Source organism: Thermococcus sp., from assembly GCF_027066465.1.
Classification (GTDB): Archaea; Methanobacteriota_B; Thermococci; order Thermococcales; family Thermococcaceae; genus Thermococcus.
On sequence record NZ_JAMONU010000023.1, the window covers coordinates 1 to 17,339 of the forward strand.

The window sequence follows — 17,339 nt, forward strand, 5'->3', positions numbered from 1 at the left end:
GGCCCACTCAAGGACGTTCTAAAGCTCAAACACATGGAAGCCATGACCAAATAGACCGTGATTAAGCTTTGTTTTTTGTTTAATATCTTTGATGGACCGTATCTTCGAGCTTGAGTGATATTGGAGGATCTATACTTCCTTTCCAAATCATCTAGCTGGATCATAGAATACTCATCTCCAAAACCTTTATATTCAAAAATTCTCATTTTCATCCAGTTATATTGTGATTATGGTGAGAAAATATGAATACCACAGAGGTCCTAAGAAGGCTCTCTGAACTGGGGGATGTCTTCACCAAGAAGGAGGCCCAAGAGAAGCTTGGCATAACTACAAGACAGCTAAACTACTACCTTAACATTCTCCTCAGAGAGGGATTTCTTCGGAGAATCGCCAAGGGCATCTACACCCTCTCCTTAGAACCTGGAAGGGCCTCTTCGCCTCACGAGTTCCTTTTAGGCCAGTTGTTGGTGCCTAACGGGGCAGTTGCGTACTGGTCCGCCCTCAACTACTACGGGTTAACAGAGCAGATTCCAAGAACGGTTTTCATCCAAACTCCAGTAAAGAGGGGTTACAAGGAGCTCTTGATACTTGATGGCAAGAGGTTCAGGGTAGTTGTAGTCCGACCTGAGAAGTTTTTTGGAATTAGAACCATACGCCTTGGACGCAGGGAGGTTCGGATAACAGATCCAGAAAAGACGATAGTGGACTGTCTAGACAAGCCTAAGTACTGCGGGGGAGTAATCGAGGTCGTTAAGGCCCTCAAGAACGCGAGGCTGGATTATGAAAAGTTGCTGGAATATGCTGAACGGATGAAGAGCAAGGCCATTCTGAAGCGTTTGGGATTTTTAAGTGAGAAGCTGGGGCTTGGGATTGAGAATGAAATCCAGCTTTCTGAAAATGACAAGAAGAGCTTCGCACTCCTCGACCCCTCAATGCCCTCTGGAGGCCGCTTCAGCTATCGGTGGGGCCTGAGGATTAATGTTCCGGAGGATTATTGGGAGGAGGTAGAATGATTGAGGAGGAGATAAAGGCCCTGAGTTCTGAGCTTGGGGTTCCGGTTTCTACTGTTGAGAAGGACTATGCTATAAGCTGGATGCTCTATGGGCTCTGGAAGTCAAAGTTTTGGAGAGTACTGGCATTCAAAGGAGGTACCTGCCTGAAAAAAGCTTATTTTTCAGACTACCGGTTTTCCGAGGACCTTGACTACACCCTGCTTTTAGAGGAGCCGGATATAGGGGATGTCCAAGCTAAAATAGCCGAAGCCGTTGAAGCGGCCAATGAGGGGCTCGTTCAGTTCCTTGATTTTGAACTGAGGCCAAGATACGGAGTGAAGCTTTTTCCGGGAGAGCTTCTTGGGTTTGAAGTTCGGATTCCGTTTAGACTGCTCAGCAGAACCGGAAATCCTCCGAAGATTAAGATGGACATAACCCTCGAAAAGTACGAGAAGATACTGCTACCTCTCCAAGAAAGGCCGATTCTGCATGGGTATTCAGACAGCCCAAGGTTTTCTGTGGTAAGCGTTAGGACCTACAGCTTGGAGGAAATACTGGCTGAGAAAATCAGGTCTCTGTTCCAGAGGACAAGGCCGAGGGATTTGTATGATATATGGTTTCTAAAAAGCATTGCTGACCTGGGAAGTGTGACACAGATACTCCGTCCCAAGTTTGAGGCTAAGGGGGTTGAACCTGATATAAATGCCCTTCAAGGTAGAAAGCCCTACTATGAAAGGGCCTGGGAGAGCAGTCTGGGTCATCAGTTGAGGGAACTTCCAGAATTTAGTACCGTATGGAACGATGTTCTAGAATTAGTAAAGGAGGTTCTAAGTAATCTGGGCAGTTTCGAGGAGTAAAATTCCTCCATACCTAACCTCTAAAAGTTTGGACCGAATTGAACTCTCTTTTTAATGGACCCATGCCTAGCTAATCTTTTAATTGCAACTGCAGTGGAACTTCTAATTGTTGTTGAGACTGAAACAAAAACTGTAGAAAATGGAAGTGAGTTCAAAGTTTAGGCTAAGAGCTCTGAATTAATGTGAAACTCTAACAAAAGTTGCCAAGCTATAGAAGGCTATGCTAGTTATGAGCTAATAGATAAGTGCATGCCCTGACAGCGATAGGCTGAATTATTAAAATTATCATAAAGAATGCTCATAACAGAGCATTGAAGGGTTCGAGAAAGGGAGAGTTAGGGATATAGATATGGAAAGCCCTTTTCTGTGTTCTCATGAGTTCTATAGCGTTTTATCAAATTCTATCCTGTTCTACCCAGTTTCATCCTGTTTCGAATCAGCTCCTCAGAATTCCGACAGATAACAGTTGGGCATTCCAAGTTCTCAGAAGACCTTCTAGAACATGCATTTTCATACCTAAACTCACAATCTCCAAATCAAACACACGGTGAGTTACCCAGACTTGCTAAATTAATTTAGATTATTGGCTTTATTCAGAGTGAAAATCCAGCTAACGTACTATCATTGAAGATTCTGTTTGTATCTTTTTCCTTCTACAGTATCCCACCACTCATCTTCTGGTCTGTTCCAGTCTTCGGCTAAAATCGGCTCAATGTTCCTCAGCATTCCTAAAATAAACTCTTCATCTTCATCCTTTGGGTCATGGCAAATTTTCTTTCTCTTCTTATCATAAATCAATGTCACCAAACCTCCCCCTCCTCCCGGATCAGCTCTGAATAAGATTCATAAAAGAATACCATCTGATTTTTCATCTTTTCTGCCTTCACTCTGTATTTATAGGCGAGTGTCTCAACGATGGTGACTTTTCGCTCAAGGAATCCCTTCTTGTATAGGCGGTACAAAAACATCCTGATAAAAGCTTCCCATTTTCCGTCGCCTAATGCCTCTGGAGAGAGAATTGAGGCTTTTAGGAGCTCATCTATGAGTTCTCTAACTGTAAACCACACCCAGTCATTCTGGGCCAGGTGGCTTAGGACGAATATTTTTACCCTTATTCTTAGATAGTCTTCTGTGTTTTCTTTTAGCTTATTTTGAAGTTTGAGTAGATCTATATAGACATCATCGAGAGTCAGCTTTGAAATTTCAACTCTGGCATTTTTACTTTTCATCTTCCCGTGCTTTCTGACAGCATATCTTCCCATTTTAATAAACACCCCCAAGACAGTTCACGTTATCTCCCCTATTCCTATGGAGGTTGCTCTGGATTCGGAATACGGATACTTGGAGAAGAACTTCTGGGAGGTTTCCTCGCTTAGAACTAGAAGAAGTTCTGGCATGGCTTCGTCTATTATTGAGTCAACGAACAGTCTTGTAAGTCTTTTATACCTTCTGCGGAATCTTTTATCCTCTGTAAGCGAGATGTAGTGCATGAAGTCAACGCCTTCTGCTCTCCCTAAAAGATAGTTCTTGTACCTCCTTAGCTCATCAACGAGCCGAATTCCGCTTAGAAAATTCATGAAATCGACTCTGCCATCGTCTACTAGGCTGTATATCATGTTCTGAAGATGGCTGTCAAAGAACTTTCTGAATAGTTTAATTGTGATTATCGGCTTATCCGGACTGCAGTGCTTAAGCCAAGGATACTTGTGGTAGATTTCTTCCAGCTTTTTACGGCTTCTAAACGTCTCTTTAGGGGTGTAGTAGTGTGTAAATATTTTGTCTATTGAATAGAAACCGAAAATTGGCTGTGTGGGGTCTAGAACATATTTCTTTTTAAAAACCTTGAGTTCGTTCACCAATATAGGATGTATGAATATTGGAGTAACTCCTCCCCCATCTCGCCGTAGCTTTGCTCTCCTAAAGTATATTATCCCTTCTGTGAGGTCTATTTGCTTGATTCTTCTACCTGTGTCGTCAGAAGTAATGAATTGGAGATCGTTAATTTCTGAGCCCCTAGCTCCGGTCATAAGGGCTATTAGAGTAGCAAGCCGAACCTTTTCTACTGTGATTGTGGGGCGTTCTGAGATGAGAACCGAAAGCCATTTCAGTGCAAGCTTTATTTGATCCGGAGAAACAACCTTTTCCTTCTCCCTTTTTCTGTGGGTCTGTAGTTGTATTGCCTTTGATCTCATAGCTATTACTGATACCAATCTCAAGTAGAGGTTTGGATTAAAGACTTCGTCTCCTAAGGCTCGGGTTAAACTGATTCCGTATTTCTCCCAGAGGATGTGCTTCAACGCTTCTTCAGTGTACTTAACCACAACCCTAAATGTGTGGGTAGATTTGCTCCTTCGAGGGTCTTTGAGGTATTCTGAAAACACCTGATACACATCCATTGCGGTCAGTTTTATTATGGGGTTATCATCAGCTATGGGCCCTTTTATTCTCAGCAGGTACTCAATGAACGTGTTTATTGCAAACGATTTATTCTGAAAGGTGCCTGGACTCAGCTGTTTTAAGTTTCTCAAGCTTATGAGTTCTTCTTTATATTCATCTATGTCTCTAAGGTCGAGGAGTATGTAATCATCGGAGGAGTAACGGACGGGCAGTTTTTGAGGGCCTCCAAATCGTTTCCTCCTCATAGTTCATGCCGCCCTTGATAATGTTCTAAATTGTTCTATGAATATTCAAAGTTTATAAACATTGCTGAATTGCATACATTAACCTATGACATTGATTATATCGGAATATTTATATACTATAAGAGCATAATTAGCGCATACTTTAAGGCTATATAAGAACGTTAGAGCATACGATTGGTTTTGTGCTTATGTACAAAACGCATACAAAAGAGGATTTAGGATGACACTCCTCATTGGTGGGTGAACAGTGGCTACACAGTTAAGGGTTCAATGGGTACAATTAAAAGGTTTCGCTTTTCCTAGAACATCCACCCATACTTTGAGACATGTACTTCTATAAGTTTCTCGGCATCATCCACCGAACCATCCCAATGAATCATGTTGGGACTAAATGGGGATGGTGTTGCTCTATCGTGAATTCCTGTTGTTCCGTGCTTTTGATGTTTGTGCTTCCTTAGTGGGAGACTGTTTTGTAATCTGCGGGTATGTTCTATGTCCGAACATAGCACGGTCGTGGCTTTATGTTCAATAACCTCGATAGTTTCAAGAACAATTTCGATGTTAGTGAGCATCTGTGATGATGCCTTAATTCGAGTACCGACGACGCGTAACAGCCTACAGGCCTCAATAACATCCCAGTGGCTCTTCCATCGGAGCGAATGCATTCCTTCCAAAAGGTCATTTAATTCAGTGGACAGGGATAGCGTTTCAAGAACATTGAGCAGTTCGGTTATCTCTTCTCTCACAAAACTCGGGTTCCAGCTTAAATGCTCTAAAACCTCTGCGAGTTTCTGAAGCCTAGCACCAACAGTTGGATTTTCAGTGCTGTTCATCAGACTACTGTTCAGATTAAACTTATTTAAACATTCTGACAAAAGAGACTTGGTGGCCATGATGCGACTCATTCCGCTCGCCTCCGAAAGCCTCGGTGTTAGGAGCCTGGCAACTTTCGTTGAAGCCGGGGGAATAAAAATCCTAATCGACCCCGGCGTCGCCCTCGGACCTAAACGCTACGGCCTTCCGCCGGCGAAAATCGAACTCGAAACCCTTCAAAAGATGAGGAGGAAGATACAGGGCTACGCGAGGAAGGCCGATATCGTGACGATTTCCCACTACCACTACGACCACCACACGCCATTCTTCGAGGGCCTCTACGAGAGCTCCAGCGAAGCCTTTGCGAGGGAAATCTACGAGGGGAAGCAACTCTTCATAAAGCACCCCACCGAGAACATCAACTTCAGCCAGAGGAAGCGGGCCTGGGCCTTCCTCAAGAAGGCGGAGCCGATAGCAGAGAAGGTTGAGTTCGCCGACGGGAGGAGCTTCGACCTCGGCGGCGTTACGCTGGAGTTCTCGCCGGCGGTTCCTCACGGCAGCGAGGGTTCAAGGCTTGGCTTCGTGGTTATGGTTCTCATCGACGACGGAACCCGGCTAATCCACGCCAGCGACATACAGCTCCTTAACAGGAAAGCGGTAGAGTGGATAATCGAGAAAAACCCCGACGTCCTCATAACGGGCGGCCCGCCGACTTACCTTGGAAAGCGCGCCGAGGGGAGCTGGGAAACGGGAATTAAAAACCTCAACGAGATAATCCGCGAGACGAACGCCCGAATAATCCTCGACCACCACATCGTCAGGGACAAGAACTACCCGCGCTTCTTCGACGAGCTTGAGAAGAGGCCGGAAACCTTCGCCGGATTTCTGAAGGTCGAGGACAAACCTCTCGAAGCCTACCGGAGGGAGCTCCACAGAATAGAGGGGGGTGAAAGGGCGGAAGTGCCGTTCCACATTTAGGTTTCCCTGAACAATAGAAGATACACCGTGACGTCCTCGCTACCGCTGTAGAGCCTGAAAGACACTTCGCCGAAATTGTCACATCCACCCTTTCCGTACTGCAACCAGCCACCAGAAGCGATTAGGGTGAAGTCTCTTACGGTGGCGTAGGGTGCGCTGAGGGTTGTGAGGCCGGAGAAATAAACTTTGCAGAGTTCATTGTTCGGTGTCCTGACTCTCACGGCGTAGGTTGGGTATGGAATTCCGGTGTAAGTTCTGGTCCCATTAGTGAAGTTGGGTGAAAGACGTTGGATGCGCAACCCGCTGACGTTGATGGATTCTGGTCTAAAATTTATCCCGCAGCGTTCGTCGTGGAGAAAAAGGAGAACGTATCCATAGGTTTCGTTTCCCACCTGCATCGCGGTTTCGTTTATCACCCTTGAATCTGAAAGAAAAAGCCTTGTGAAGTTCGAGAACCTCTCCAGTTCTGAACCTTTTTTCTCTTCAATCGTCCGGTAGATTTCTTTTGCCCTCCCCAGCTCTTCCTTCATGAGCTCAACGGCGAGTTCGTACGCTGAACTGTTTGCTGTGATACCGTCGGCGTTGTTCAGGGCCGTAACGTTTCCACGGTTCGGGCAGGCAACGGGGGTTATCGAGAAAGCTGAAGGCTTTTCATGGTCGGATACGCAACCTGCTGCGAGAACGAGTGCAATCATCAGCAGAGGGGTTAACACTCTGGCCGACATTCTCAACACTATTGGAACTTATCGTTAAACCTTTATACACTTTGCTGAGCTTCGCCCGGAGAAGCTCTGCCCACCTCCGTGTCCCTTTCAGTGTTTCCCCTCTTTCTGATAAAATCCAGGTATACTAGGAATTTCCGAGGAAACCCTTAAATCGGCCATTGAGAAGTTTAATTCAGGTGATAGGGATGAGGAGCTTTTACATCGCTCACGAGGATGAGATAAAGGCCGGAAAGACGACGGACGTCTACTTCATCAGGACGAGGAAGATACTGACCGAGAAGGGAATCCACAGGAAGGTTTTTGCGGACGTCACGACGACTTCCCTTCCAAGGGGATGGAAGTGGGGGGTCTTAGCTGGAATCGAGGAGGTCGCGAAGCTCCTTGAAGGCCTGCCCGTGAACGTCTACGCGATGAGAGAGGGCACGATATTCCACCCCTACGAGCCGGTTCTCCAGATTGAAGGCTACTACGAGGAGTTCGGGATCTACGAGACGGCTCTGCTTGGAATGCTCAGCCAGGCGAGCGGAGTAGCGACGGCAGCGCTGAGGATAAAGATTGCCGCGAACTTCAAGCCGATCTACTCCTTCGGGATAAGGCACATGCATCCTGCCATAGCGCCGATGATTGACAGGTCGGCCTTCATAGGCGGCTGCGACGGCGTGAGCGGTGTTCTTGGGGCGGAGATGATAGGGGAGAAGCCCGTCGGAACCATGCCCCACGCGCTAATCCTGACGGTCGGCGACCAGGTGAAGGCCTGGAAGTACTTCGATGAAGTGGTTGAGCCAGAAGTTCCAAGAACGGCCCTTGTTGATACGCTCTGCGACGAGAAGTTCGAGGCGCTGATGGCGGCCGAGGCTCTGGGCAAAAGACTCACAGCGGTAAGGCTCGATACACCGAGTTCCAGGAGGGGGGACTTCAGGAAGATTATCGAGGAGGTTCGCTGGGAGCTCAACTTAAGGGGCTACGACTGGGTGAAGATTTTCGTGAGCGGTGGGCTGGACGAGGAGAGCATAAGGGAAATCGTTGATGTTGCAGATGCCTTCGGCGTCGGTTCTGCAATAGCGAGCGCAAAACCCGTTGATTTCTCGCTCGACATCGTTGAGGTTGAGAGAAAGCCGATAACGAAGCGCGGGAAGCTGAGCGGACGCAAGCAGGTCTACCGCTGTGAGAACGGCCACTACCACCGCGTTCCGGCCGATAAAAAGCTCGAACGCTGTCCCGTCTGCGGGGCTAAAGTGGAGCCGCTCCTGCAGCCGCTCATCGAGAACGGTGAGATAGTGGCCGAGCTCCCGAAGGCGAGGGAGATAAGGGAGTACGTCCTCGAACAGGCCGAGAAGTTCAAGCTTGGTCTCGATTGAGTTTTTAGAACCCTAAGAAGTGCACGATAAGAGGAAAAGGGAGGTCCTCAGACCTCCTCAATGCTGATAGCACTAACAGGGCAGGCCTCCATAGCTTCCTTGGCGCAGTTGTAGAGGTTCTCGTCCTCGATAACCTCGACAACCGGCTGAGCCTTGCCCTCGTCGTTCATCTCGAAGACGTCCGGGCAGAGGCTGGCACAGATGGCGTCACCAATGCAGGTGTCCTGGTCGACGGTAACCTTCCACGCCATGGCGCATCACCGCTTTTAGATGAACGGGGACGAATATAAACTTTTCGTTCTCAAAAAAGACTCCTCAATGACCGGTAGGGGAAAGAGGAGCAAAAGCCGTCGCCGATGAACATTGAGAGGCAGGGTTGGTCAGTAAAGACCAAGCTTTTTCTTGTACTCCGGGCTGATTCTGTCCGGTGTCCAGGGCGGGTCGAAGGTAAGCTCAATCTCCGCATCCCTAACGCCCGGAATCTCGAGGATTTTGTCCTCCACCGCGCGGAGAATCCACATCGTCAGCGGGCACCCTGGGGTTGTCATCGTCATCTTGACGTAGACCGTGTTGTCGGGCCTCACCTTGACTTCATAGATTAGGCCCAGGTTCACAACGTCGATTCCAATCTCGGGGTCTATGACCTCTTTGAGCTTTTCAAGAACCATCTCCTCGGTTATCTTGACGTTTCCGGTTTCCTTGACTTCCCTCTCGCGGTTTATGGTGATTAAACCGACGCCCTCAAGCTTCCCGAGTTCGGAGTGGAGCTTTATGAGGACGTTGTCTATATCAGGTGTGTCCTTTGCAAGGGTAACCGTGACGTTGCCCTTCTCATCAACCTCTATTGAACGGACGAACTTTTCGTCAACGATTGACTTCACGACCTTCTCAACCTCTTCTTTTGTGACCATGCTCATCACCGGCTCAACTTAAAAACTACACATTTAAACCTTTTGGGCCAAATCTGAGAACTACCGGTTGAGAACGTCCCTCATCAGCTCGACCGCCATTGCGGGACTTAAGGCCCCGGCGCGGGTCTCCCTCAGGATTCTCTGGAGGGCCAGTCTCTTTGTTGAGGGACTCCTTCTGAAAAGCTCCCAGAGAAGAGGACAGCCAAAGCTCAGCTCATATTTTCCGCCGATTATTTCGATAATCTCTCCCTTGTCGAGCGCGAGAAAGGCAGGAAGATTGAGGACAACCAGGTCGTTCTTCTCGTAAATCGAAATCAGGCCGGAGCTAAGCATGTCCCCCGTCGCGAGGATTCTCACGCCAAGCTCCCTCGCCTTCCTCTCAACGGCTTCCATGACCATTGAGTGACAGCGGCCGCATATCGGCGCGCCCTTTTCAATGAGTTCCATCATCGCCTCCTCGTAACCCGGCACATCAACGAGCACAGCCCCTTCGGAGCGAACCTTTTGAAGGGTTTCACCGTCCATCTGGGGGAGCTTCGCCGTTATCGGGACGGCCTCAAACCCGGCCCACCGGAGGATTTTCAGCGTTGCGGTGCTGTCGGAGCCGGCTGAGAATGCCACCGCTACTTTAACACCCGTCTGGGTTCCCTTAAAGCTGCTCCCTTCTAAACGGAGGAGGATGAGACCTCTAAGCCGGGAATACGCGCTCTCGCCTATCGCTTCCCTCACGCGCTCGAGGGCTTCAAGGTTGTAGCGGAGGCGATAGCGTTTGGCCGGGTCTTGGGTGGGGGTGAGCATGTTCTGGTTTTCTCAGCTGCGGTTTAAAAGTTCTCGGGAAAACCTTAAAAGAGACCCTTCCAAACCCCATTTACGGACAAAAATCCTTCTGGAGGGATTAGAAATGAGGGAAATAGTTGAGAGGGTTAAGGCTAAGACGAGCATTCCGGTTTACGAGAGAACCGTTGAGAACGTTCTTTCGGCGATTCAGGCCAGCAGTGACGTGTGGCGCATCGTCGACCTCAGCGAGGAGCCTCTTCCTCTCGTCGTTGCCGTTATGGAGGCGCTCCACGAAGGGGGATACATAACCTTTGACGGCCCGAACGTCGTTCTCACGGAGAGCGGCAGACGGCTTGTCGAGAAGTATGGAATCGGACCGAGAAGGGACTACACGTGCACCCACTGCGAGGGCAAGACTGTGGAGCTTTCGGCCTTCAGCGACCTGCTCGAGCAGTTCAAGGAGATAGTCAGGGACAGGCCCCGGCCGAAGCACGACTTCGACCAGGCCTACGTTACGTCCGAAACGACCGTTGCGAGGGTAGCTCTCATGCACAGCAGGGGCGACCTTGAGAACAAGGAGGTGTTCGTTCTCGGCGACGATGATTTAACCAGCATCGCCCTGATGCTCAGCGGTCTGCCCAAGAGAATAGCGGTTCTCGACATCGACGAGAGGCTCATGAAGTTCATCGAGGAGACCGCCGACGAGATTGGCTACTCCGACATCGAGATATTCACCTTCGATTTGAGGGAGCCGCTCCCGGACTACGCGCTCCACAAGTTCGACACCTTCATCACCGACCCGCCCGAGACCGTCTATGCGATACGCTCTTTCATCGGCAGGGGAATTGCAACGCTGAAGGGTCCGGGTTGCGCCGGCTACTTCGGCATAACAAGGAGGGAAAGCTCCCTCGACAAGTGGCGCGAAATCCAGAGGCTTCTCCTAAACGAGTTCAACGTGGTCATAACGGACATCATCAGGAACTTCAACGAGTACGTCAACTGGGGTTATGAAGAGGAAACGCGCGCCTGGAAGCTCCTGCCGGTCAAGGTAAAGCCGTCCTACAACTGGTACAAGAGCTACATGTTCAGGATTCAGACGCTTGAAGGCTCGAAGGGCTTCGAGGAGAAGATAGAGGTCGGCGACGAGCTCTACAACGACGAGGAAGCCTCGACCACATGAAACTCGGAAAGCTCTTGGACTGTCTCAGGAAAAAGCTCGGCCGGGTTCCCGGCCTTCACCCACTTATTCTCTACGGTTCCCTCATCAGGGGAGATTTCATTCCAGGAACGAGCGACGTGGATTTCTTCGCGGTTCTTGAAGTATGATATACCGCGCCTACCTTGACGGCAGAAAAACACCCTTCTCGGAGGGATTTTTGGCGGAGTTCGTAGAGAAAAGAATTGAGAAGATGCGCGAATCATTTCTTTCGTGACTTCCGGGATTTCTTGCCCTTCCTTTCCCTCCTTGAGACCACCGCAAGCCCGATGACCGAGACCACTATCAGCGTGACCGCTATGTAGCCGAGGTAGAAGTCGCTTATTCCCCCACTCCTTCCGGTTTCAGTCAGCGGTCTCTTCCAGGGCACCACAGCCACGAAACCGCCCACGGGGACGGCCTTTACCACGAGGGGATGGTCATAGGGGTAGACCATTACGTAGCCGTCTGCGTTCCCAACGTTGGCCGAGTTCGTGGTGTTCTCTACGAGCCTTCCGTCTTTAATTACGAAGAACCTTGCCTTTGTCAGTTCGACGGTGCCACCGCCGGTTTTTGGCTCCGGAATGTTAGCGTAGAGGAACTTCCTGAGGAATGTGTATCCCCTGTTGTAAGTTGTCGTGTTTTCGAGTCCCGAGTTCAGGAGTGCCTTGAGGATTTCCGCCGTGCTTTTAATGTTATCGGGGGAACCCGCGGTGTAGCCCCATGCACCGTCCGGGTTCTGACGCTTTTTGATAATCTCAAAAGTCTCGTTGAACGCTTTCGTATAGTTAAAGCGGTGGAAGTCCATCAGGGCGTAAGCGTAGTAGTAGTTTGGATACTTCGTCGTAAGGTTTGAGGCGAGCCAGTTCATTATGGAGGTGTAATTAAGGCTCACGTTGAGGCTCGAGAGGACCCACACCACGTAGGCTGTGTTGAAGAAGTTCCCCCAGTGGTTGTTGCTCTCGTTTTTCAGGAGGTAGCTGACCTCCCGCCCGTAGGGTTTCCCAAGAATGTGGTTGATTCTCGCTATCTCAGCCACCATCCACGGCCTCAGCTTCGTGAAGTTGAGGTTCGAGAGGTCAACAGTCTGGTTGCACTCGACGTAGTACTTGGCCAGGACAACAGCCTCCCATTCAAACTTGGGCTTTACCTTGAGCATGTATGGACAGGCAATCGGCTTTAAGTCGGAGAAGCCCGGGAGCTGGGCGGCTTCGAGGAGGTCGGGGGGCTGGTACTTCAAGTTTCCCCAGAAGCCGAAGTGGACGGATTTAACCAGTTCCTCCTCATATTTTTTATCTCCCGTTGCGTAGAGGAGAAGCGCCAGCGATGCGGGGTCATCGAGGTTCGAGCTTATTTGAACGTTCTTACCTGTGAGGTAGGCTATCGCAAACGCTTTGTAGAGGGCATTAACCCCGGTTGCATCAACGCTCTCAAGTCCCTTCAGGTCCCCCAGCGCCATGTAGCCGAATATCATACCCATCGTGGTCTTCGGCTGATGGGTTTGGAGGTAGTATATCCCATTCTCTATCGCCTTCTTAACGGGAATCCAGGAGTATTTGAAGTCCTCGTATTCTTTCAGGGCCACAACGGCAAGCGCCGTGTCTGTGTAGTCGCCGAAGGAGCCGTCTTCCCTCTGCTTGTACAGGAGCCAGTAAACGCCCGCGTGAATCGTTCTGTTGAAGAGACCTCTGGCTATTGATTCACCCCTCATGAGAGCCATCAGCGCCAGGGCCGTGTACTTCGCCTGTGGGGCCATACCGTACTGATACGCCCACGCCCCATCCGGAGTTTTAAGCCTCATGAGCCACGTATCGGCTTCGAGAACGTAGGTGTAGTCGTGAGCTTTGTACAGGGCTATCGCCGCCAAAGCCGTCGCTGGAATCGTTGGGGTGTACACGTAGGGAACGTATCCAGCCCTGACGAACCCGGAGCTGAGGGGAAGAATCAGGAGCGCGACTAGCAGAAGCGCCGCTGTCTTTCTCATTCCAACACCTCCAGAGGAGAAAAGAAAAGGGGGTTAAAAGACTTCAGCCGTAGTATATCTTTACCTGCAGGAAGTAGTTGGCGGACCAGTAGTAGGTGCTGTACGCGTAGACCACGAAGTACCACGTTCCGGGCTGTGGGTTGTTGTAGCTCACGTATTCATCCGAACCGTAGTTGGTTGAACTCGTGACGAGGTTCTGGTTCGGGTCGTAGAGGTAGAGGTCGAGGTCGTCGTAGCTGCTTCCGTAGAGGTAGCCCTCAATCTTGGTGGCGCCGCTGTTGACGGTAACGGTGTCAACGACGTAGCTTCCGTAGGTGACGCTGCCGGTGAAGTTCTTAACGACGACGGTCTGGCTGGGCTGGCTTGGCTGGGTCGGGGTGGTGTTGGTGTTGTTCGTCGGAGTCGTGGTGTTGGTTGGGGTCGTAGTGTTGGTCTCGTTGCTTGGAGTGCTCGGCTGGCTCGGGGTCGTGGTGTTTGCGCCAGCTGTGACGGTTCCTCCCTCGTCAAGGACCTCGAGCTTGTAGTTGGCGCTTCCTGAGTAGCTCACGATGAGGAAGTACCAGGTTCCCGGGGTGGGGTTCCTGTAGGCAACCTTCTCGAAGCCGTAGTAGCTGGTGTCCGAGTAGTCAACGAGCTGGCCGTTCGGGTCATACATGTAGAGGTCGAGGTCGGCCTGCGGGTTGTCCCAGGTGAGGAGCGCCGCTATCCTGGTTGTTCCGCTGCTGACGGTGACCTCCTTGGTGACGTTCTGCTTGTCCGCGAGGTAGCCCGTGAAGTCAACCTTGGAGTCCTGGTCGTAGTTGAGGGCCTCGTAGACGTTTATCCTACCGGCACCGTAGGCGATTCCGGCTATGGCGCTCGCGTTGACGACATCCGCTGTTATCTCAAGGACGTACTTAATCTTGTCCGGGGTCCAGTCGGGGTGGGCCTGCTTGAGGAGAGCCACGGCACCGCTGACGTGCGGGGTGGCCATTGAAGTTCCGGGTGCGGCAACGTAGTACTGGCCAACGAGCTCGTTGGTCAGCTCGGTTCCGGCGGCCCTGTCGGAGATAATCCAGTTGCCCGGAGCGACGACCTCGGGCTTGAGCCTGCCGTCCGCCGTCGGTCCCCTGCTTGAGAACCAGGTTATTGTGTCGTTGGCCGTAACGGCGCCGACGGTGATGACGTCCGGAGCTGCAGCGGGAGAACCTATGGTGTAGGTGTCCGGCCCGCTGTTTCCAGCGGCGACACAGACTACTATCCCGTCCTCCCAGGCCTTGTCAACCTCCTGGCTGAGGGCGTCGGTTCCGTCGGAGCTCTGGCTTGAGCCGAGCGAGAGGTTGATGACACTTATGTTGTACTCGTCCTTGTGCTGGATAACCCAGTCAACACCCGCTATGATTGTTGAAACGGAACCGCTGCCGTTGGCGTTGAGAACTTTAACGCCGACGAGCTTGGCCCCGGGGGCAACGCCCTTGTACTTGCCGTCGCTCGCCGCCCCGGTGCTGGCTATGATTCCCGCAACGTGGGTTCCGTGACCGTTGTCGTCGTAGGGTGTCGTTCTGTTGTTCACGAAGTCCTTCCAGCCGATGACCTTACCCTGGAGGTCCGGGTGGGAGGCGTCGATACCCGTGTCGATGACCGCGACGACAACATGACTTCCGTTGTAGCCGACGTTCCAAACCTCAGGGGCAGAAATCTGTGCAGTTGATTCGTCGAGACCCTCAAGGGTAACCTGAGCCTGAACCTTGTAGTCGTCCTGTATGAACTGGATACCCTGAATGTTTATGCCTCCGATGAGGCCGGTGTCGGAGAGGCCCGCGAGGACGAGGAGGTACTTGACCGGCATCGTGACGGCTACGGCCGGAATTGCGTGGTAGCTGTATTTTATTTTCGCACCGAGGAACTTAAGGAGCGGTATGGCGGCGTTCTTCTGTGCCTGACTGTTGAACATTATGATTGTGCTGATTTCCTTGTTTGGATTCATTCCCTGGACCTTCTCAAAGAGCTTTGGAGTGAGCAGTCCGTAGTCCTTCTGGGTATGCGTGGCGAGGTGCGTGCTATTACCGGTTGAAGCCGCCGCTGCGAAACCAAATGTCATACCAACGACGAGGATTGCCAACAGGAGTGCTTTCATTTCCCTCATGGCAGTGCACCTTCGACGTCTTTTATTCCATCGGGTATCATAACCCTCATCAAAGAACATCTTTGAACAATGAGGCTATATAAATATTTCGATTTTTAAGCAAAATCTTGCATATGCTTCCAAAGTCTTGAGATAATTTCCAATCTAGAACCAAGGTGATGGGACGAGAGTTGCTAGAAATCCATCGAAAATTTTCCGAAAAGTTAAGGGGAACTGTTTCGACCTAACTCTAAGAACGCGGTTAACATGAACTAAAAAAGAAGGTAGTAAAAGGCTCACAACTCGTCGAGACCAAGCTCTTTGAGCTTCTCCTCAGGAATCCTGCCGTCCTCGGTCCAGCCGCGGAACTTGTAATACTTGGGAAGCATCAGGTGAAGCCTGACAACGTGTCCCTTGTTCGGTCCGTTCTTGACGGGCTCTTCAAGCAGTCTCTTCGGCAGGGTGTCCTCCTTGAGCGGGTCGAGTCCGGCCTTGAGGTTGAAGAGCCTCTCGGCGTTCCAGATGCGCTCGCCTATCTTGAGGTACTCCTCGGTGGAGAGGTCCCAGCCCAAAGCGGCGTTGAGCAGGTCGCGGTAGTCGTCCGCACCGAGACCGAAGGTGGTGAAGACACAGAGTCCGGCTGCGTCGATGAGAGCCGTGAGGTCCTGGAAGAGGATGACCATCTTGACCTTCTCGTCGCTTATGTCGTGCGGGTCCATCTTGTATGGGTATCCGAGAATCTCGGGACTAATCATGTACTGCTTTATGTGACAGCCGCCGCGGTTGTTGGTGGCGTAACCGAGACCGTGGCCCTCAGCTCCACGCGGGTCGTAGGCCGGAAGCTCCTGCTTCTTGACGCCCATGAAGTACTCGAGACCGTTGTACATCTTCGCCAGGCGGTAGCCGCCTTCCGCCAATTTGTCACCGAAGCCCTCTCTCTTGGCAATCTTCTCGATGTAGTAGTGGAGCACCTCTGTGTTGCCCCATCTGAAGGGAGGAGCCTCCTCGCCAAGGTCCTCCTGCTTGAGCAGGCCCTTCTCGTAAAGCTCCATCGCGGTTGCGAGCGTTCCGCCGGTTGAAATGGTGTCCATACCGTACTCGTCTATGAGGTGGTTGGCCTCGATGATGCTCGCGAGGTCGTTTATGCCGAGATGGGCACCGAGCGCCCAGATGCTCTCGTACTCCGGTCCCTCCGTGATTCCGAGCGTTGGAAGCCTGTTGACCCTTCCACAGCCGATTGGACAGGCGTAGCAGGGCTTGTTCCTGACGAGGTACTTGGCGGCCATAGCTTCACCGCTCTGCTCCTCCGCGTACTCGAACTGGCTGTACTGGAAGTTCCTCGTCGGGTAGAGACCGTTCTGGTTGATTATGTTGACGAGAACTGCCGTTCCGTACTTGGGAAGTCCACCGCCGGCAGTCGGGTCGTTCCTGAGCTTGTCGGTCTTCTCCTTGACTACCGATGTGAACTTCGCCCTGTCTGCAACTTCAACGCGCTTGTGGCCGCGAACGACTATCGCCTTGAGCTTCTTGCTCCCCATGACCGCTCCAACACCGCCCCTACCGGCTGCACGGTGCTCGTCGTTCATCACAGCCGCAAAGCGGACGAGGTTCTCACCGGCAGGCCCTATGAGGGCAACGCGGATTTTCTTGTCCCCTATCTCCTCCCTCAGGGCCTTCTCGGTCTCGCTCGATGTCTTACCCCAGAGGTGGCTTGCGTCCCTAATTTCAACGCTCTCGTCGTTTATGTACAGGTAAACCGGGTGATCGGAGGCGCCTTCAACTATTATCGCGTCCCAGCCCGCGAACTTGAGTTCGGCTCCAAAGAAGCCGCCCGAATTAGCCATTGCAATGTATCCCGTCAGCGGGCTCTTGGTTATCACCATGTATCTGCCGCCGGTCGGTGCGGTGGTTCCCGTCAGCGGGCCCGTGGCGTATATTATCTTGTTCTCCGGGCTGAACGGGTCAACGGTTGGGTCCATCTCCTTGAGGAGGTAGTAGATTCC

Annotated in this window: 17 protein-coding genes; 6 read left to right on the top strand and 11 right to left on the bottom strand. The window is 51.3% G+C overall.

Annotation, left to right across the window (positions count from 1 at the left end):
* Positions 1 to 242: 242 nt before the first annotated feature.
* Both MVK46_RS01160 and MVK46_RS01165 read left to right on the top strand, forming a co-directional pair.
* Positions 243 to 1,013, top strand: coding sequence for a type IV toxin-antitoxin system AbiEi family antitoxin (locus MVK46_RS01160; protein WP_297534617.1), 771 nt, complete (start codon positions 243 to 245; stop codon positions 1,011 to 1,013).
* Positions 1,010 to 1,849 carry a nucleotidyl transferase AbiEii/AbiGii toxin family protein gene (locus MVK46_RS01165; protein WP_297534619.1) on the top strand — a complete coding sequence of 280 codons (840 nt, stop codon included), beginning with the start codon at positions 1,010 to 1,012 and terminating at the stop codon, positions 1,847 to 1,849. The genes MVK46_RS01160 and MVK46_RS01165 overlap by 4 nt, the downstream gene beginning before the upstream one ends.
* Positions 1,850 to 2,470: 621 nt before the next feature.
* On the opposite strand, the gene MVK46_RS01170 is transcribed toward MVK46_RS01165, so the two are convergent.
* The 4 genes from MVK46_RS01170 to MVK46_RS01185 form a co-directional block, all read right to left on the bottom strand.
* A complete protein-coding gene (locus MVK46_RS01170; protein ID WP_099209812.1) occupies positions 2,471 to 2,653 on the bottom strand; it encodes a hypothetical protein in 183 nt (60 codons plus the stop codon).
* Positions 2,650 to 3,111, bottom strand: a complete 462-nt coding sequence (locus MVK46_RS01175) for a hypothetical protein (RefSeq protein WP_297534620.1) — start codon at positions 3,109 to 3,111, stop codon at positions 2,650 to 2,652. The genes MVK46_RS01170 and MVK46_RS01175 overlap by 4 nt, the downstream gene beginning before the upstream one ends.
* Before the next feature lie 24 nt (positions 3,112 to 3,135).
* Positions 3,136 to 4,491: a hypothetical protein gene (locus tag MVK46_RS01180; RefSeq protein WP_297534622.1), complete on the bottom strand. Its 1,356-nt coding sequence runs from the start codon at positions 4,489 to 4,491 to the stop codon at positions 3,136 to 3,138.
* A 299-nt stretch (positions 4,492 to 4,790) separates the two neighbouring features.
* A complete protein-coding gene (locus tag MVK46_RS01185; RefSeq protein WP_297534623.1) occupies positions 4,791 to 5,324 on the bottom strand; it encodes a hypothetical protein in 534 nt (177 codons plus the stop codon).
* Between the two features lie 61 nt (positions 5,325 to 5,385).
* Here MVK46_RS01185 and MVK46_RS01190 point away from each other — a divergent pair, with 61 nt between their 5' ends.
* The gene (locus MVK46_RS01190) at positions 5,386 to 6,282 is read left to right on the top strand and encodes an MBL fold metallo-hydrolase (protein ID WP_297534638.1); all 897 of its coding nucleotides are present in this window, start codon (positions 5,386 to 5,388) and stop codon (positions 6,280 to 6,282) included.
* Here the strand turns inward: MVK46_RS01190 and MVK46_RS01195 are convergent.
* On the bottom strand, positions 6,279 to 6,977 hold the full coding sequence (locus MVK46_RS01195) for a hypothetical protein (RefSeq protein ID WP_297534625.1): 699 nt from the start codon (positions 6,975 to 6,977) through the stop codon (positions 6,279 to 6,281). The genes MVK46_RS01190 and MVK46_RS01195 overlap by 4 nt on opposite strands.
* A 215-nt stretch (positions 6,978 to 7,192) precedes the next feature.
* Between MVK46_RS01195 and MVK46_RS01200 the strand changes: the two genes are divergently transcribed.
* Complete coding sequence (locus MVK46_RS01200; protein WP_297534626.1) at positions 7,193 to 8,365, top strand: nicotinate phosphoribosyltransferase; 1,173 nt, start codon at positions 7,193 to 7,195, stop codon at positions 8,363 to 8,365.
* 47 nt (positions 8,366 to 8,412) lie between these two features.
* On the opposite strand, the gene MVK46_RS01205 is transcribed toward MVK46_RS01200, so the two are convergent.
* The 3 genes from MVK46_RS01205 to MVK46_RS01215 form a co-directional block, all read right to left on the bottom strand.
* Positions 8,413 to 8,616, bottom strand: a complete 204-nt coding sequence (locus MVK46_RS01205) for a ferredoxin (protein WP_297534628.1) — start codon at positions 8,614 to 8,616, stop codon at positions 8,413 to 8,415.
* 129 nt (positions 8,617 to 8,745) lie between these two features.
* Positions 8,746 to 9,276 (bottom strand): metal-sulfur cluster assembly factor, encoded by a 531-nt coding sequence (locus tag MVK46_RS01210; RefSeq protein WP_297534639.1) that lies wholly within the window; start codon positions 9,274 to 9,276, stop codon positions 8,746 to 8,748.
* A gap of 60 nt (positions 9,277 to 9,336) precedes the next feature.
* On the bottom strand, positions 9,337 to 10,074 hold the full coding sequence (locus tag MVK46_RS01215) for an ATPase (RefSeq protein ID WP_297534630.1): 738 nt from the start codon (positions 10,072 to 10,074) through the stop codon (positions 9,337 to 9,339).
* Positions 10,075 to 10,177: 103 nt separating this feature from the next.
* Here MVK46_RS01215 and bpsA point away from each other — a divergent pair, with 103 nt between their 5' ends.
* Both bpsA and MVK46_RS01225 read left to right on the top strand, forming a co-directional pair.
* The gene (gene bpsA, locus MVK46_RS01220) at positions 10,178 to 11,233 is read left to right on the top strand and encodes a N(4)-bis(aminopropyl)spermidine synthase (RefSeq protein WP_297534631.1); all 1,056 of its coding nucleotides are present in this window, start codon (positions 10,178 to 10,180) and stop codon (positions 11,231 to 11,233) included.
* A complete protein-coding gene (locus MVK46_RS01225; RefSeq protein WP_297534632.1) occupies positions 11,230 to 11,379 on the top strand; it encodes a nucleotidyltransferase domain-containing protein in 150 nt (49 codons plus the stop codon). The genes bpsA and MVK46_RS01225 overlap by 4 nt, the downstream gene beginning before the upstream one ends.
* A 92-nt stretch (positions 11,380 to 11,471) precedes the next feature.
* Here the strand turns inward: MVK46_RS01225 and MVK46_RS01230 are convergent, their stop codons facing one another.
* The 3 genes from MVK46_RS01230 to MVK46_RS01240 form a co-directional block, all read right to left on the bottom strand.
* Positions 11,472 to 13,232, bottom strand: coding sequence for a prenyltransferase/squalene oxidase repeat-containing protein (locus tag MVK46_RS01230; RefSeq protein ID WP_297534634.1), 1,761 nt, complete (start codon positions 13,230 to 13,232; stop codon positions 11,472 to 11,474).
* Positions 13,233 to 13,275: 43 nt separating this feature from the next.
* A complete protein-coding gene (locus MVK46_RS01235) occupies positions 13,276 to 15,357 on the bottom strand; it encodes a S8 family serine peptidase (RefSeq protein ID WP_297534636.1) in 2,082 nt (693 codons plus the stop codon).
* A gap of 275 nt (positions 15,358 to 15,632) precedes the next feature.
* On the bottom strand, positions 15,633 to 17,339 hold a 1,707-nt coding region (locus MVK46_RS01240; protein ID WP_297534637.1), incomplete at its 5' end, for an aldehyde ferredoxin oxidoreductase family protein.

What these genes read in the sequence shown, in the direction of transcription:
- MVK46_RS01185 (WP_297534623.1), bottom strand. Translation starts at nt 5,324, where the DNA reads ATGAACAGCACTGAAAATCCAACTGTTGGTGCTAGGCTTCAGAAACTC.
- MVK46_RS01235 (WP_297534636.1), bottom strand. Translation starts at nt 15,357, where the DNA reads ATGAGGGAAATGAAAGCACTCCTGTTGGCAATCCTCGTCGTTGGTATG.
- MVK46_RS01200 (WP_297534626.1), top strand. Translation starts at nt 7,193, where the DNA reads ATGAGGAGCTTTTACATCGCTCACGAGGATGAGATAAAGGCCGGAAAG.
- MVK46_RS01210 (WP_297534639.1), bottom strand. Translation starts at nt 9,276, where the DNA reads ATGGTCACAAAAGAAGAGGTTGAGAAGGTCGTGAAGTCAATCGTTGAC.
- MVK46_RS01165 (WP_297534619.1), top strand. Translation starts at nt 1,010, where the DNA reads ATGATTGAGGAGGAGATAAAGGCCCTGAGTTCTGAGCTTGGGGTTCCG.
- MVK46_RS01225 (WP_297534632.1), top strand. Translation starts at nt 11,230, where the DNA reads ATGAAACTCGGAAAGCTCTTGGACTGTCTCAGGAAAAAGCTCGGCCGG.
- bpsA (WP_297534631.1), top strand. Translation starts at nt 10,178, where the DNA reads ATGAGGGAAATAGTTGAGAGGGTTAAGGCTAAGACGAGCATTCCGGTT.
- MVK46_RS01195 (WP_297534625.1), bottom strand. Translation starts at nt 6,977, where the DNA reads ATGATTGCACTCGTTCTCGCAGCAGGTTGCGTATCCGACCATGAAAAG.
- MVK46_RS01215 (WP_297534630.1), bottom strand. Translation starts at nt 10,074, where the DNA reads ATGCTCACCCCCACCCAAGACCCGGCCAAACGCTATCGCCTCCGCTAC.
- MVK46_RS01190 (WP_297534638.1), top strand. Translation starts at nt 5,386, where the DNA reads ATGCGACTCATTCCGCTCGCCTCCGAAAGCCTCGGTGTTAGGAGCCTG.
- MVK46_RS01230 (WP_297534634.1), bottom strand. Translation starts at nt 13,232, where the DNA reads ATGAGAAAGACAGCGGCGCTTCTGCTAGTCGCGCTCCTGATTCTTCCC.
- MVK46_RS01205 (WP_297534628.1), bottom strand. Translation starts at nt 8,616, where the DNA reads ATGGCGTGGAAGGTTACCGTCGACCAGGACACCTGCATTGGTGACGCC.
- MVK46_RS01180 (WP_297534622.1), bottom strand. Translation starts at nt 4,491, where the DNA reads ATGAGGAGGAAACGATTTGGAGGCCCTCAAAAACTGCCCGTCCGTTAC.
- MVK46_RS01160 (WP_297534617.1), top strand. Translation starts at nt 243, where the DNA reads ATGAATACCACAGAGGTCCTAAGAAGGCTCTCTGAACTGGGGGATGTC.
- MVK46_RS01175 (WP_297534620.1), bottom strand. Translation starts at nt 3,111, where the DNA reads ATGGGAAGATATGCTGTCAGAAAGCACGGGAAGATGAAAAGTAAAAAT.